Origin of the sequence: Chryseobacterium sp. MYb264, from assembly GCF_035974275.1 — a bacterium.
Classification (GTDB): Bacteria; Bacteroidota; Bacteroidia; order Flavobacteriales; family Weeksellaceae; genus Chryseobacterium.
This window is the reverse complement of sequence record NZ_CP142422.1, coordinates 4,989,477-5,003,870: the sequence shown is the minus strand read 5'-3', so window position 1 is coordinate 5,003,870 and position 14,394 is coordinate 4,989,477. Positions and strand designations below refer to the sequence as shown.

The following is a 14,394-nucleotide window of genomic DNA, read 5'->3' as shown; positions in this document are numbered from 1 at the left end:
ATGCTGCAACCCGTCATCTTTAATCTAAAACCTAAGCATATGTTAATCAAAAGAAGAGAATTCCTGAAAATAAGTTCATTGGCTACCGCATCATTGTTGATGCCGAATTTCCTGAAAGCAATGACATTCGAAGATTCATTGGAACCCAATCAGAAGATTTTGGTGGTTCTACAATTCACTGGCGGAAATGATGGTTTAAATACCATTATTCCGGCAAGAAATGACATTTATTTTAAAGAAAGAAAAAATATCGCTATCAAAGATTCTTTGCCGTTGAACGATGAAACCGGGATTAATCCTGCTCTTTCCTATTTTAAAGAACTGCATGATAACGGAGAACTTTCTATTTTAAATAACGTCGGTTATCCAAATCCGGATAAATCTCACTTCCGAAGCATGGATATATGGCATTCTGCAAGCAAAAGCGACGAATATCTGGAAACAGGCTGGCTTGGACGTTTTTTGGATGAGGAATGTTATAAATGCGAACATCCGACTCAGGCTTTGGAAGTTGATGATATGCTAAGTTTAGCTTTAAAAGGCGAAAATAATAAAGCATTCGCCTTCAAAGATCCGAAAAGATTATATCAAACGAGTCAGGAAAAATACTTCAAATCATTATACGATCATCATCATGACGACGAAACGGTTTCTTATTTATATCAAACTTTAGGTTCCACCATCAATAATGCGGGCTATATTTTTGATAAAAGTAAAGCCAAAAAGACAGAACATGCTTATCCGAATTCGCAATTAGGAAAAGATTTCAAGACCGTTGCATCATTGATTAAATCTGACATTAATACGCGGGTTTATTATCTTTCTGTCGGAAGTTTTGACACCCATGTGAATCAGAATGAAAGACAGCAAAAATTATTCGGAGATATTAATGAGGCGGTAAAATCTTTTGTGACAGACATGAAAAACAACGGACTTTTTGATGATATCTTATTGATGACTTTCTCAGAATTCGGACGGCGCGTTGCCGAAAATGCAAGTAATGGGACCGATCACGGAACTGCCAACCAGATGTTTTTCATCAGTGGCGGATTGAAGAAAAAAGGCCTTTTAAATGCCCATCCGGATTTAACCCTATTGAATGAAGGCGATTTATTGTATTCAGAAGATTTCAGAAAAGTGTATGCTACTATTCTTAAAAACTGGCTGAAAGCAGATTCTTCAAAAGTATTGGGCTGGAAAAACGGGGTCTATGATTTTATATAAAGGGCGAAATGGATATACAAATAAAAATTCCAGTATAAGTTAAGCTATATTTTGGTAAATTTCGTTTTGATTGGACAATGGCTTTATCCAAAAGGTTAATATATGAAACGAAAAAATACTACTAGAAGTAGTATTTCACTAATTGTATATCTTAAAACGTTTTACTTGAATTTTCCAGGCTTTTATTAAGTTCTGCAAATTCATTCTCCGTCAGATCTCTCCATTTTCCGACAGGAAGATCCAGCTTGATGTTCATGATACGAATTCTTTTCAGTTTTTTTACCTCGTACCCCAAATGCTCACACATCCGTCGGATCTGGCGGTTTAAACCCTGGGTAAGTACAATCCGGAAGTTCATTTCATCTATTTTCTCTACTTCACACTTTCGGGTCACCGTATCTAAAATCGGAACTCCATTTCTCATTTTTTCGAGAAACCGTGGATTAATCGGCTTATCTACCCGTACCAAATATTCTTTTTCGTGATTATTTTTAGCTCTTAGAATTTTATTGACAATATCACCGTCGCTGGTTAAAAGAATTAATCCTTCGCTGGGTTTATCCAGCCTTCCAATCGGGAAAATTCTTTTGGGATGGTTAATATAATCAACAATATTATTTTTTTCGCGTTTGGAATCTGTGGTACAGACAATCCCCACGGGCTTATTAAAAGCAATATAAACATGTTCTTCCTGAGGTTCGCGAATCGGTTTTCCGTCTACTTCCACCACATCTTCATCGGAAACTTTTGTTCCTAACTCAGGAATTTCTCCGTTGATTTTTATCCTTCCTTCTTCCAAAAGTTTATCTGCCGCTCTTCGTGAGCAGTATCCAACTTCTGATAAATATTTATTAATACGTGTTTTTTCCATTAATCGTCTCCGTAACCTGTATAATTTTTATTGCTGAAAATAGTCACTCCATAGCTCAGTCCAATGAATGTAGCATTAGAGTTTCCTAATTTATGTCCTTCAAAAAAGATTCCTCCTTCCTGGCTCAATCTTTTCGAATAAGAAACCTGAATTCCCAATCTTCCGCCCCAAAATTCTGAATTATTTACTACCGCATTATTCAATTGCTTTCCATAATTAAGATCTATATAAAATGGGCGATCTCCCGGTTCAAAGATAATTTTCGGCTGAATAACCCAATAAATTAAATGGAAATTATCCTGCATAAAACTATATCGAAAACCAGTTCCAACTGCAAAGTTAGGAAGAAAATTATAACCACCAATCGCTGTAATTCCGTACGTTAGTTTACGTGGAATTTCCTGTTGAACATACTGAGAATTGTAATCTGTATTTCTTTCTTTTTTCAAATTGAGACCAACATTCACCGAAGGATTAAAATAAAACCCCATCGATTGCTTTTTAGCCTCTGTATTTTGTGAAAAAACCAGCATTGAGCTGGATAAAGTAAGTAATAAAAATAGATTTTTTATCATATATTATTTTCAAATCTGAACTCGTTTTCTAAAAAATCAGATGTTGCATCTTCAATTTTATAATCTCCAATTTTCGTTCTTCTCAATTGGGTAAGATAAGCGCCAACACCTAATTCCTGTCCAATATCATGAGCTAAACTACGGATATAAGTACCTTTAGAACATCCCACCGTAAAACTTACCAATGGAAAATTGATTTCTACATCTTTAATATAAAGAATAGTCGTTTTTCTGGATTTCATTTCAACCTCCTCACCCGCTCTGGCTAGATTGTAAGCTCTTTGCCCATCAATCTTAATCGCTGAAAATACAGGCGGTTTCTGATCGATCTCACCAATGAATTTCTCTAAAGCAGTATTTACCGCTTCTTCGGTGATATGAGCAATATCCTGATGAAGAATTTCAGGCTTTTCGGTGTCGTAAGATTCTGTCTGAACTCCAATCTTTATTTCGGTCCAGTATTCTTTGGGAGCATCCTGTATTTCTGGGATTTTCTTGGTAAATTTTCCGCAGCAAACAATAAGAAGCCCGGTTGCACGTGGATCTAATGTTCCCGCATGCCCGATTTTAAATTTTTTAGGTAAATTAAACTCTCTTTTGAGTTTATATTTCATTTTATTGACTGCCTGAAATGAAGTCCAATCCAAAGGCTTGTCTAATAAAAAAATATGTCCTGATTGCAGATCTTCAGCTGTCATTAATTATAAGGAATAATTGTTGTTAGTTGATGTTTTTTAGTTATTTTATTAGCTTATTTAAAAAAATAAAAATAAATCAACAAAGCTAATCCAACGAAAATACGATACCAACCCCAAGGTTTGAAACCATATTTATTCAATACTCCGATGAATGCTTTAATAGCTATTAGGGCCACAATAAATGCCACCACATTTCCGACAATAAAAATCATAATGTGATCTTGTGAAGCCAAAATCATTTCATATCCTTTCTGCGGGTTTGGAGTTTCCTTACCCCAGGTTTTCACAAAGACAGAATATACGGTAACCGCCAACATTGTGGGAACCGCCAGAAAGAATGAAAATTCAGCTGCCGCTTTTCTTGTGAGTCCCTGAGCCATCCCTCCAATAATAGAAGCTGCACTCCGGCTCGTTCCCGGCATCATCGCAAGACATTGCCAGAAACCGATGGTTACTGCATTCTTAATGGTAATTCCTTTTTCATCATCAATTTTTGGATTTTTAAACCATCGATCAGCAAATAAGAGCACAACCCCACCCAATACCAAAACGGATGAAATGGCAATCTGATTTCCTAAAACAGCTTCAATCTTATCATCAAACAAATAACCTAAAACCAATGCCGGAACTACGGCAAAAGCAAGTTTATAATAGAACTTTAAATTATTCAGATCAAAGAATTTTTTCCAGTACGCCACAACAACTGATAAAATGGCTCCAAATTGAATCGAAACCTGAAACATTTTTAAAAACTCAGTTTCTTCAAGTCCCATCAAATTGGCAGTAAATCCCATATGGGCAGTGGAAGAGATCGGAAGATATTCCGTAAGTCCCTCAATAATGGCAATAATTATTGCTTTGATTAAATCCATAATTTTATAAAAAATATAGAGATTAAGAAATTGAGAGATTTAGATTTTATGTTCTAAATTTCTGAATCTTTTAATCTCTAAAGTAAAAGTTTAATGCTTTATTTTCTTTTTAAAATCGCATATACCTCGATCACAAAACCTGCAACCACCAGCATTGGAGCAATTCTGATCCTGCGGAACGAGAAAATCCCCTCATTCCATGAGTGCGGATCATATTTTCCATCCACAGTGTTGGCATCTGCCCCCATCATCAGAAGAAACCCTGCAACAATACACGCCAACCCGATCAGCATCCATTTAAAGTTCTGCTGCCCGAAGTAAAAATTGTTTTCCTGAGTGGTTTCAGCGGTTTCTTTACCAAAACTTTCAGCCGAAAATTTATTTGTTTTTTTGCTCATTTTTTAAGAGTAATATAAATCGTCAACATTAGATCTTAAGAATCTCCAGGTGGCTATCACCGTACTTAAAACCGTAATAAAAATACCTACACCAATCACCATAAGCACCAGCCAGAAGTATTGATTATTGTCCTGAACAAATGCAGATCCAATCTGGCTTGTGAAATAATACCAAACACCAAACAGTGCCAGCAGTCCGATTACAGAACCTATAGCTCCTAAAATAACGGCTTCTATAATAAACGGTTTCAGGATAAATCTTCTCTTTGCCCCTACCAGCTGCATCGTTTTAATAATAAATCTTTTCGAAAATATTTTCAGACGAATGGAGTTGTTAATTAAAACCACCGCCAGAATTAAAAACAGAATGGAAAAACCTAAAATCCATTTCAGAATTCTGCTCAGATTATTATATACATCCACCATTAGTGTACTGTCATTCTTCACTTCCAGAATTCCAGGAACCCCTTTAATAGCCTTAATAGCTCCGTCAATCTTCGCGGGATCTACATATTCCGGCTTCAAAGCAATCTCTATAGACGATGGAAAAATATTTTCTTCGAAAAGCGCATCTGTATCAATTCCCATGCTTTTTTTTGCTTCTTTGGAAGCCACCTCTCTGGAAATATACGTTGCCTTTTTTACAGGAGCCAGGGTCTGCACTTCCTTTAAGACCTCAGCCTCCATTTTAGCAATTTTTACAGAATCTTTGGCATCATAATTTTCATCAAAATAAGCATTCACCACCAATTGTTCCTTGATATAGTCGGAATACTTTTGAGCATTAATTAAAATAAGCCCCATTAACCCCAACAAAAACAACACTAAGGCAATACTTATCACCACTGTAATATTGCTGGATCTAAGCCTTTTTTTATTAAATTCATCTACAGATTTAGCCATTAATATTAAAATTTTTGGCTAAAATAGAAAAAATCTTCCGAAATTTGGGAACGAAAAAGATAAAATCACTGTTAATAAAATCATAAAAAACATTGAGTGTAAAAGCAAAAAAACATCTCGGCCAGCACTTCCTGACCGATGAGAACATCGCCAGAAAAATCGTAGAAGGTCTTAGCTTTGAAGGCTATAACAATATCATGGAAGTAGGTCCCGGCATGGGAGTTCTTACCAAATATCTTCTGGAAAAAAATCAGAATATCTATCTTGCAGAAATCGATACAGAGTCGATCGACTACCTTAAAAACAACTATTCCCAAGTGACGGAAAGCAATTTTGTCGGAGATTTCCTGAAACAGGATTTCACCTTTATCAACAAAGAACAGATTGCCATTATCGGAAACTTTCCCTATAATATTTCTTCACAGATTTTATTTCAGATCATCGATCATTATGAGATCATTCCCGAAATGGTAGGCATGTTTCAAAAGGAAGTAGCGGAAAGAACAGCCGCCAGTCCGAGAACAAAGGATTACGGAATACTGTCTGTCTTAATTCAGGCCTATTACGATACGTCTTATATGTTTACGGTACATGAAAATGTATTTAACCCACCTCCAAAAGTAAAATCAGGAGTGATTCGGATCACAAGAAATCCGAAAGCAGGTTTAGCCGGAAATGAAATATTATTTAAGCAAATCGTAAAAACAGGCTTTAACCAAAGAAGAAAAAAGCTCTCCAATGCATTAAAACCGTTAAATATCCCGGAAGCCCTGAAAACTCACGAATTCATGGATAAAAGAGCCGAAGAGTTAAGTGTGGCAGACTTTATTGCATTCACTCAGCTTTGGAAAGAAAACCAATAACATCTATGAGAAGCTATTCCCGCTTTCCACTGTATCTTTTGTTCCGCTGCGCTGCACAAAAGGATGCCGTTGCAATCGGGGCTATACTTCAGTCATTAATTTAAAGCAAGACCTAGCAGAAATAAGTCTTTTATTTTAACAATCAGATCATAGGCTATGGTCCATATCTTAAAAATAATTCACCGACGGAGAACAAGAATTCCAAAATCTGCGCAAGGCTTATCTGCCTGAGAATTTCTGTTCTGCAACCGGTCTTAAAAAGTGAATTTGCTTATTCTGGTTCACCAATAACTAAAATAGAAAAGCCTCACCGGCAGGTGGGGCTTTTCTATTTGGATTAAAATTTCAAATTACTGATCAAAATGGTTCGGATGCTGAGCCTTGATATCATCTACCGTTCCCAACACTTTATCCTTCAGAGACTCCTGATATTTCTGAAGATTTTCAGCCACAAGAGCATCTGCACTTCCGATGATTTTTGCCGCTAAGATTCCGGCATTCAAAGCACCGTTCAGGGCAACGGTAGCCACAGGAATTCCGCCCGGCATCTGAAGAATTGATAAAACAGAATCCCATCCGTCGATAGAATTACTGGATAAAATAGGAACTCCAATTACAGGTAAGGTGGTACAGCTGGCCACCATTCCCGGAAGATGCGCGGCACCTCCGGCACCGGCAACGATTACTTTTAAACCTCTTTCCTGAGCTGTTTTAGCATAATCAAACATTCTTTCAGGCGTTCTGTGCGCTGAAACTACGGTTAATTCATAAGGAATATCCAGAGATTTCAAAAAATTCGCAGCCTGTTCCATGATCGGCAAGTCGCTTTGACTTCCCATAATAATTCCTACCATTCTTCAATTTTTATTAGATGTTCAAAGATAAAAAATTAATAAGGTTAAATGCAAAAAGGCGCAAAACTTGTTCTGTTACCCAATGAAGTTCAGGAACTGTATCCATTGATATTGTCTTTTACTCAATATTTTTGCCAATCACACATCATTTGAAATTTGAAAAACTATACACTCACCTTCGCCATTCTTACGGTTGCCATTGTTTGGGGAACCACATTCCTATCCATTCGGGTTGCAGTAGAAACCATTCCCGCTTGGTTTGTGGCAGGAATCCGACAGTTTTTGGCGGCGATTATTATGTTGATTATCTTGGTTTACAGAAAACAGTTCAAATGGATTGGCTGGAAAAATCTGAAATATCAACTTATTTTCTCTTTGTTGATGCTGGTTATTGCCAACGGATTAACAACGGTTGCCGAAGAAACTTTAACGAGCAGTTTAACCTCATTAATAAGTGCCACCTCGCCTATTTTGGTATTTTTAGGAAGTGTTGCGCTTGGTTTACAAAAGTTCACTTTTCGGGCTCTGATAGGAATTCTCATGTGTTTTAGCGGAATTCTCTTTATTTTTTGGGACGGAATTAAAGATCTCGCCAATCCGGATTACAGATTCGGAATACTTCTATTATTCATAGCTATTTTAGGTTGGGCTTCCGGAACTATTTTCACCAAAAAACTGAATATCCAGAGCAGTAATATTTCGTTAAATCTCTTTTATCAGTTTGCCTTTGCCGGAATTCTGCAGATTATTTTTGCTTTCACTTTTCTAGAAAATTATAATTTCGAAAACTGGACTTTGAAAAGTATTTCAGCCATGTTGTATTTATCGCTTTTTGGTTCGGTGGCAGCATTTTTCTGCTATCATTATGCACTAACGAAAGTTTCACCCGTACAGGTTTCTATTTTAGCCTATATCAATACTATTATTTCAATATTTTTAAGTTGGTTGATCTTGGATGAACAAATTTCTGCTAAATTTATCATTGCAGCCGTTTTAATTATCGCAGGAGTTTTTGTGATTAATTATAATCGGGAAATGTTTAAAAAACAGAGAATTGAATAATTTAAAGATCACTTGTAAGCACATTAAATTTTCTATTTCCCTCAAATTTTCTTATATTGTTTAGATCAAGATTTACAATATGCTTAAAAAAACACTACTTACTCTTTGTGCTTGTTCACTTTTGTTAATCAATTGTACCGATAAGGAGAAAGAAAACAATCTGGCTTTACGAGAACAGCAGTTATTGGAAAAGGAAAAACTTTTTGCCAAAAAGGAATCTCAATATCAGGCTCTTTTAAAAATGAAAGATAGTATTTTTTCTAAAAAAGATTCAGTGAAAGTCGTAAGATGGCCAGAAGAAATTTCAGGATTATGGAGTGGTAAAGTAATTTGTACAGAATCTAACTGCAGCGATTATGTAGTTGGTGATCAACGAACCGACAATTGGGAATTCGATAATGACTCGACCCAACTGGTGGCAAAGATCATCAACAATAATAATCTTATCAGGCTTTATACAGGAAAATTTGAAAATAACGAGATCAAATTAAATTTCAAGACCGATTCCACAGCCAAGAAAAAAGTAGAAATGAATGTTCTGCTTAATGATATTTCGGATAATAAAATCCGGGGAACAAGAACGGTTGCCGTCGACAATTGTCTGGCTAAATTTTCTGTAGAATTAACACGTTCCACTAAATAAAAAACACCTATGACATTGCTAAGCATACACAACCTGAGTCTTCCTATCGAAGATCCGGTACTGAAATTTCTATTGGTGTTGATTATTATTTTGGCAGCACCCCTTCTATTAAACAAAATAAAAGTTCCGCATCTGTTAGGATTAATTATTGCCGGAGCGGTTATTGGCCCCAACGGATTCAATGTTCTGGCGCGTGACAGCAGCATCGTGGTGACTGGGACAACGGGCCTTCTCTACATTATGTTTCTCGCCGGTCTGGAAATCGATATGGGAGATTTCAAAAAAAATAAATGGAAAAGCCTCACTTTTGGTCTTTATACCTTCATCGTTCCATTTATTTTAGGATATTTAGGCGGATATTATATTTTACATTTTTCCGTACTAACCTCGGTTCTTTTCGCCAGCTTATTTTCGTCTCACACCTTAATTGCTTATCCATTAGTTAGCAAATTGGGTATTTCTAAAAATCTAGCCGTTAATATTACCGTTGGCGGAACAATGATCACAGATATCCTTGCCCTATTGGTACTTGCCATTATTGTAGGAATGTCGCAGGGCGATGTAGGAACAGAATTTTGGGTTAAATTATCTGTATCATTTATTGTTTTCGCGTTAATTGTACTTGTTATTTTTCCGATTATTGGACGATGGTTTTTCAAAAAAGTAGACGACAAAATATCACAATATATATTTGTTTTAGTAATGATTTATTTGGCTGCACTTTTGGCGGAATTAGCCGGAGTTGAAGCCATTATCGGAGCATTTTTCGCAGGATTAGCCTTGAACAGACTGATTCCGCATACATCTTCTTTAATGAATCGTGTGGAATTTGTCGGAAACGCTATTTTCATTCCTTTCTTTCTGATCAGTGTCGGAATGTTGATCGATTTCAGTGTATTTTTCAAAAGCTGGGAAACCATAGAAGTAGCAGGAATTATGCTCGTTGCTTCCATTGGTGGAAAATATCTTTCAGCAGTGGCAACGCAAAAGACATTTAAATTGTCTAAAGAAGAAGGAAAACTTATTTTTGGATTAAGTTCTGCTTCAGCAGCGGCAACCTTAGCCTCGGTAATGGTTGGGTATAATATTATCCTTTCTGAAACTGAAACCGGAGAACCTGTAAGACTTTTGAATGAACATGTTCTAAACGGAAGTATTTTGTTGATATTAATTTCCTGTACCATCTCATCATTTATCTCCATGTCGAGTGCGCAGAAAATTGCAGAAAGTGACAATGAAGATACCGTTTCCGGGAACAATCATGAAGAAGAAAACATTCTTTTGGCAATCAACCACGAAGAAACTGTGGAAAGAATGGTCAACTTGGGAATTTTAATTAAAGCGCATTCCAATACAGAAAATCTTACCGCATTGAACGTGATTAATGAAGATAAAAATGAATCTTCGGTAAAAAATGCTGAAAAATTGTTACATAAAGCTACCGATTCAGCTTCTGCAGCCGACGTTAAAATCAAGACTATAAAAAGATATGACAATGATGTGGTAAACGGAATCAACAACGTTATTAAAGAACAAAATATCACAGATCTTATCATTGGTCTGGAAGATGAAAAAGGATTCTCGCCAGCATTCGTTTATAATCTTTATAATGGCTATCTTCAGAATGACAACGCTAATGTATTGGTTTACCATGCAGCGCAACCTCTTTCTACGATTAAGAAATATGCAGTGATGATTCCGGAAAATGCTCATAAAGAAGCTGGATTTTTCCATGCTTTGCTCAGGGTTTGGAATATTGCCCGAAATTCCGGAGCCACTATCGTTTTTTATACCCCGGAAAATATTCTGAGTATTTTACAGAGAATCATTAAAAAAGCCAATATTGAAGCCGAATTCATTATTATGAAAACCTGGAGAGATGGTGAAAAAACTGCTTCTGAATTAAAAGAAGATGAAGCGCTGATTCTCTTCATGGCAAAAAAAGGAATGCAGTCTTTTATTCCTCAAATGCGATTGATTCCGGAACTTTTAAACAGAAAGCTGCATGATAACAATTACCTTTTAATCTACCCTTTCTCAGATTTTGATAAAGATAATTCTGAAAGACGCTCTGTAGGAAATCACGATGATTTTATGGAAATCGGAAATGTGATTAAGAAAATTTTTAAATAAGATTTAGGTGAATATGAAAAAAGCATTAATAATTGGAGCATCAATTATAATTTTCATCATAATTTTTGTTACTATTTACTGGAATTTACCTATTACGATAACACGAAAATCTGATATAGAATCTGGAAATAAGATCATTCAAAATATTAAAAATTATCAAAAAACAAATGGAAAACTCCCTGACAATAACGATTGGAATACTTTAAGAAAATTAGGTTTTCCTTTAAAAGAAAAAGCTCCTTATTTAGATTACGCAACAGATCATCAAGGAAATTTTGAACTGATTTATATTGATGGTTTCGACGGCCCATATCTATTATGGAATTCCAACGAACAAAAATGGACTATTGATTTTCCTAAATTCAAATAAAAAAAGACTGCTTTTGGGCGAGGGCACTGAAAAACCCCGTTCATATAGAATTACCAATTGATTTGGAGTTAGAATTAAGAGTTTATTACGAAAATTAAACCTTCGTAATAAGCTTTTTTTCTTTTTTTCAGTATCAAATTTTTGAGGTTTAACGGGATTGATATTGCGCCACGCCTGCGATGTTTATAAAAGACGGAGTATAGATCGATTTCTCTATATTAATTTCAGGATTCTCTTCAAATTGACAGTGAAAATAGCCATTGCACCCTGCATTTGCATATTTTCAATACCATTTGCAATCGCCCTGTCGTAGCCGTGTACGTTTTTAAGCTCGCTGTTTTTGGCTTCGATTTTATAGCGGTGTTTCGATTTTTCTTTGTAATAATCGCTTTCCTGAAAAATCATTTGCTCCTTATGTAAGTCTGATTTTATGGAAACCGAATAAGTTTTAGATTTTGCTCCTTCTTTATAACATCCTTCTTTTAATGGGCAAACCTTGCATTTTTCAATATCAAAATAATAGGTATCCACTTGATTTCCGCCTACGTGTTTCTTCCCGCCACGAGCTTTGCGAATCGCCAAATGCCCTGCAGGACACACAAAACGGTCGGCATCTTTATTGTAATCAAAACGGTCTTCATCTTTTCGAAAACCCTGGGTGATGGAAGGATTAAGTCTGGCTACTATTTTAATATTTTGTTCGCCCGCAATTTTCAGATTTTCTTTTCCGCTGTAAGCAGCGTCACCAATGATGGCATCTACCTCCATCCCGTTGTCCTGGCTCATCTGCAGTAATTTTGGCAGTTCCGGGCCGTCGCCTTTTTCTCCCGAAGTTACCACGGCCGCCGTAATAATCCGCTCTTCGCTCATCGCCAAGTGCGTTTTGTATCCGAAAAAAGAACTGTCAGCCGATTTGTGACCCGTTTTAGCGTCGGCATCTTTTGAAAAAACCATCTGCTCCCCGGTGTCTCTCACTGTTTCCTTCAAAAGATTCAGCTTCTCCTTTACAGCAGGAATCTCCCTGATAGAAGCTTCGTTTTCAATGCGTTTTTCGAGTTCTCTGCAATAATCCAATTCTTTGTTTAAATCATTTTCAATATTTTTTGAGGGCATTTTAGTTTTAAATTCTTCATCAAACTGATAAACGGTCTTGCGAAGCAGTTTTGAGCGCTCCCGCAATACTTCTATCGTTGAAAAAGGATTGCTCATCGACAAGGTGTGAGTGGCATCTACAATGATGGATCTGGATTTGATGATGCCTTTTTCAATCGCAATACTCACGGTTTTACCAATGAGCAAGCTTAAAAGATCACTATCTTTCAAACGCAGTTTTCTGAATTTTGTAAGGGAACTGGGATTGATTACATCTTCTTCCGGAGTCATATCCAAGAAATATTTAAAGGACATATCATACCGGGAACGCTCTACCACATCTACATCAGAAACTGTATAAATACTTTTTAAAAGCAGGTATTTAAACATCCGTACCGGACTTTCAGCATTGCGACCATTGTTTAAGCAGTATTTGCTCAAAAGCTCATCATAGATGAAAGAAAAATCAATCAGCTCATTAATTTTTCTAAGAAGGTTTTCCTTCGGTACAATTAAATCATACAAACCGGAATAGGCACTCAACGGAAGTTTTTCTTGCTGTATTAACATTTGCTTTGCTATTGAAATTTACATTGAAGATAAAAAAATAACCAAAACTTTTAAAGTTTTGCTTATTTTTTTTAATGAAGTTTACTTTTTCAGTGCCCTCCTTTTGGGCAGTCTTTTTCAATATAATAAGTTCTTTTATTTACTCCGCAATTACTCTCACCATCGCTTTCACCTGCACCAGCTTCTCCATCAATTCCTCTCTGGAATCGGCCAATACGTTAATATGTCCCATTTTTCTTCCCGGCTTGGTCTCTGTTTTTCCGTAAAGGTGAACATAGGTTTCCGGCAATCTCAGCACATCTTCCATGCCTTCATAAATTACTTTTCCTGAGAATCCTTCCGCACCTACCAAATTCAGCATTCCGCTGTAAACAATCGCGTCTGTATCTGCCAACGGTAAATTTTTCACCACACGATACATCTGCTCAAACTGAGAATTGGCATTTCCTTCCTGACTTTGATGTCCTGAATTGTGCAATCTCGGAGCCGTCTCATTCACCCAGATTTTTCCTTCTTTATCTAAAAATAACTCAATAGCAAAAAGTCCCGGAGAATTCACAGCAGCTAAAAATTTCTCAGTAATAGCCGTAATCTGATCTTCAATTTCTTCCAATAAATAAACCGGACAAACATTGAAATCAAGTAAATTCAGTTTCGGATCTGCCACCATTTCCGTTACCGGGAATATTTTGGTTTCTCCGTTTTCGTTTCTTGCTACGATTACAGAAAGTTCTTTGTCGATGTCTACTAATTTTTCAATAACAGAATCTTCAACCCAAAGATTTTTCATATCCTCAGCAGTACGAATTACCTGAACGCCTTTTCCGTCATAACCGCCTGTATTCATTTTTTGTACAAATGGCAGTGGCATTTTTATTTCGTCTGAACTTCCGTCCATCACTTCAAATTCCGGACTTGGAATATCGTGTTCTTTATAAAATTGTTTTTGAAGGATTTTTTGTTGAATCGTTTTAATGATTTTTGAATTCGGAACCACTTTTATTCCCTGATTTTCCAATTCTGCCAACGCGTCTGCATTTACGTGTTCAATTTCAATGGTTACCACGTCTTTATCTTTCCCGAAATTTAAAACCGTTTCATAGTCATTAAAATTCCCTTGAGTAAAGTTAGAGATCGTATGGCAAGGCGCATCAGAAGCCGGATCTAGTGTATAAAACTGATCGTCATATTTCAATGCTTCCTGAATCAGCATTCTTCCCAATTGTCCTCCTCCTAAAATTCCTATTTTCATTTTTACTTTTATTT

Annotated in this window: 15 protein-coding genes; 6 read left to right on the top strand and 9 right to left on the bottom strand. The window is 36.3% G+C overall.

The genetic code is table 11. The features are described from left to right. The first annotated feature begins 39 nt into the window (after positions 1-39). The gene (locus tag VUJ46_RS21975; protein WP_326982790.1) at positions 40-1,224 is read left to right on the top strand and encodes a DUF1501 domain-containing protein; all 1,185 of its coding nucleotides are present in this window, start codon (positions 40-42) and stop codon (positions 1,222-1,224) included. A gap of 151 nt (positions 1,225-1,375) precedes the next feature. On the opposite strand, the gene rluF is transcribed toward VUJ46_RS21975, so the two are convergent. From rluF to VUJ46_RS21945, 6 genes are all read right to left on the bottom strand, one after another. Continuing rightward, complete coding sequence (gene rluF / locus VUJ46_RS21970) at positions 1,376-2,095, bottom strand: 23S rRNA pseudouridine(2604) synthase RluF (RefSeq protein WP_326982789.1); 720 nt, start codon at positions 2,093-2,095, stop codon at positions 1,376-1,378. Beyond that, positions 2,095-2,670: a hypothetical protein gene (locus VUJ46_RS21965; protein WP_326982788.1), complete on the bottom strand. Its 576-nt coding sequence runs from the start codon at positions 2,668-2,670 to the stop codon at positions 2,095-2,097. Before VUJ46_RS21965 ends, rluF begins: the two co-directional genes overlap by 1 nt. Further along, a complete protein-coding gene (gene truB, locus VUJ46_RS21960) occupies positions 2,667-3,368 on the bottom strand; it encodes a tRNA pseudouridine(55) synthase TruB (protein WP_326982787.1) in 702 nt (233 codons plus the stop codon). Before truB ends, VUJ46_RS21965 begins: the two co-directional genes overlap by 4 nt. A gap of 53 nt (positions 3,369-3,421) precedes the next feature. Continuing rightward, on the bottom strand, positions 3,422-4,240 hold the full coding sequence (locus VUJ46_RS21955) for an undecaprenyl-diphosphate phosphatase (RefSeq protein ID WP_326982786.1): 819 nt from the start codon (positions 4,238-4,240) through the stop codon (positions 3,422-3,424). Between the two features lie 98 nt (positions 4,241-4,338). Next, a complete protein-coding gene (locus VUJ46_RS21950; protein WP_326982785.1) occupies positions 4,339-4,638 on the bottom strand; it encodes a DUF3098 domain-containing protein in 300 nt (99 codons plus the stop codon). Positions 4,639-4,641: 3 nt separating this feature from the next. Next, positions 4,642-5,541 (bottom strand): cell division protein FtsX, encoded by a 900-nt coding sequence (locus VUJ46_RS21945; RefSeq protein ID WP_326982784.1) that lies wholly within the window; start codon positions 5,539-5,541, stop codon positions 4,642-4,644. Between the two features lie 92 nt (positions 5,542-5,633). Between VUJ46_RS21945 and rsmA the strand changes: the two genes are divergently transcribed. After that, entirely contained in the window at positions 5,634-6,404 is a 771-nt protein-coding gene (gene rsmA, locus VUJ46_RS21940) for a 16S rRNA (adenine(1518)-N(6)/adenine(1519)-N(6))-dimethyltransferase RsmA (protein ID WP_326982783.1), read from the top strand. A gap of 350 nt (positions 6,405-6,754) precedes the next feature. On the opposite strand, the gene purE is transcribed toward rsmA, so the two are convergent. Then, a complete protein-coding gene (gene purE / locus VUJ46_RS21935; RefSeq protein WP_326982782.1) occupies positions 6,755-7,258 on the bottom strand; it encodes a 5-(carboxyamino)imidazole ribonucleotide mutase in 504 nt (167 codons plus the stop codon). Between the two features lie 156 nt (positions 7,259-7,414). Here purE and VUJ46_RS21930 point away from each other — a divergent pair, with 156 nt between their 5' ends. The 4 genes from VUJ46_RS21930 (at position 7,415) to VUJ46_RS21915 (ending at position 11,466) form a co-directional block, all read left to right on the top strand. Continuing rightward, positions 7,415-8,320 (top strand): DMT family transporter, encoded by a 906-nt coding sequence (locus VUJ46_RS21930; RefSeq protein WP_326982781.1) that lies wholly within the window; start codon positions 7,415-7,417, stop codon positions 8,318-8,320. A gap of 79 nt (positions 8,321-8,399) precedes the next feature. Next, positions 8,400-8,963: a hypothetical protein gene (locus tag VUJ46_RS21925; protein WP_326982780.1), complete on the top strand. Its 564-nt coding sequence runs from the start codon at positions 8,400-8,402 to the stop codon at positions 8,961-8,963. Between the two features lie 9 nt (positions 8,964-8,972). Then, entirely contained in the window at positions 8,973-11,096 is a 2,124-nt protein-coding gene (locus VUJ46_RS21920; protein ID WP_326982779.1) for a cation:proton antiporter, read from the top strand. Positions 11,097-11,109: 13 nt separating this feature from the next. Next, positions 11,110-11,466: a hypothetical protein gene (locus VUJ46_RS21915; protein ID WP_326982778.1), complete on the top strand. Its 357-nt coding sequence runs from the start codon at positions 11,110-11,112 to the stop codon at positions 11,464-11,466. A 213-nt stretch (positions 11,467-11,679) separates the two neighbouring features. Here VUJ46_RS21915 and VUJ46_RS21910 read toward each other — a convergent pair whose 3' ends face one another. After that, a complete protein-coding gene (locus VUJ46_RS21910) occupies positions 11,680-13,128 on the bottom strand; it encodes an IS1182 family transposase (RefSeq protein WP_326980898.1) in 1,449 nt (482 codons plus the stop codon). Between the two features lie 139 nt (positions 13,129-13,267). Next, positions 13,268-14,380: a 5-(carboxyamino)imidazole ribonucleotide synthase gene (locus tag VUJ46_RS21905; RefSeq protein ID WP_326982777.1), complete on the bottom strand. Its 1,113-nt coding sequence runs from the start codon at positions 14,378-14,380 to the stop codon at positions 13,268-13,270. Between the last annotated feature and the right edge of the window lie 14 nt (positions 14,381-14,394).

Bases quoted from the DNA above. Each gene is read 5' to 3' on its own strand.
- VUJ46_RS21975 (WP_326982790.1), top strand. From the start codon at position 40: ATGTTAATCAAAAGAAGAGAATTCCTGAAAATAAGTTCATTGGCTACC.
- rluF (WP_326982789.1), bottom strand. From the start codon at position 2,095: ATGGAAAAAACACGTATTAATAAATATTTATCAGAAGTTGGATACTGC.
- VUJ46_RS21965 (WP_326982788.1), bottom strand. From the start codon at position 2,670: ATGATAAAAAATCTATTTTTATTACTTACTTTATCCAGCTCAATGCTG.
- truB (WP_326982787.1), bottom strand. From the start codon at position 3,368: ATGACAGCTGAAGATCTGCAATCAGGACATATTTTTTTATTAGACAAG.
- VUJ46_RS21955 (WP_326982786.1), bottom strand. From the start codon at position 4,240: ATGGATTTAATCAAAGCAATAATTATTGCCATTATTGAGGGACTTACG.
- VUJ46_RS21950 (WP_326982785.1), bottom strand. From the start codon at position 4,638: ATGAGCAAAAAAACAAATAAATTTTCGGCTGAAAGTTTTGGTAAAGAA.
- VUJ46_RS21945 (WP_326982784.1), bottom strand. From the start codon at position 5,541: ATGGCTAAATCTGTAGATGAATTTAATAAAAAAAGGCTTAGATCCAGC.
- purE (WP_326982782.1), bottom strand. From the start codon at position 7,258: ATGGTAGGAATTATTATGGGAAGTCAAAGCGACTTGCCGATCATGGAA.
- VUJ46_RS21925 (WP_326982780.1), top strand. From the start codon at position 8,400: ATGCTTAAAAAAACACTACTTACTCTTTGTGCTTGTTCACTTTTGTTA.
- VUJ46_RS21920 (WP_326982779.1), top strand. From the start codon at position 8,973: ATGACATTGCTAAGCATACACAACCTGAGTCTTCCTATCGAAGATCCG.
- VUJ46_RS21915 (WP_326982778.1), top strand. From the start codon at position 11,110: ATGAAAAAAGCATTAATAATTGGAGCATCAATTATAATTTTCATCATA.
- VUJ46_RS21910 (WP_326980898.1), bottom strand. From the start codon at position 13,128: ATGTTAATACAGCAAGAAAAACTTCCGTTGAGTGCCTATTCCGGTTTG.
- VUJ46_RS21905 (WP_326982777.1), bottom strand. From the start codon at position 14,380: ATGAAAATAGGAATTTTAGGAGGAGGACAATTGGGAAGAATGCTGATT.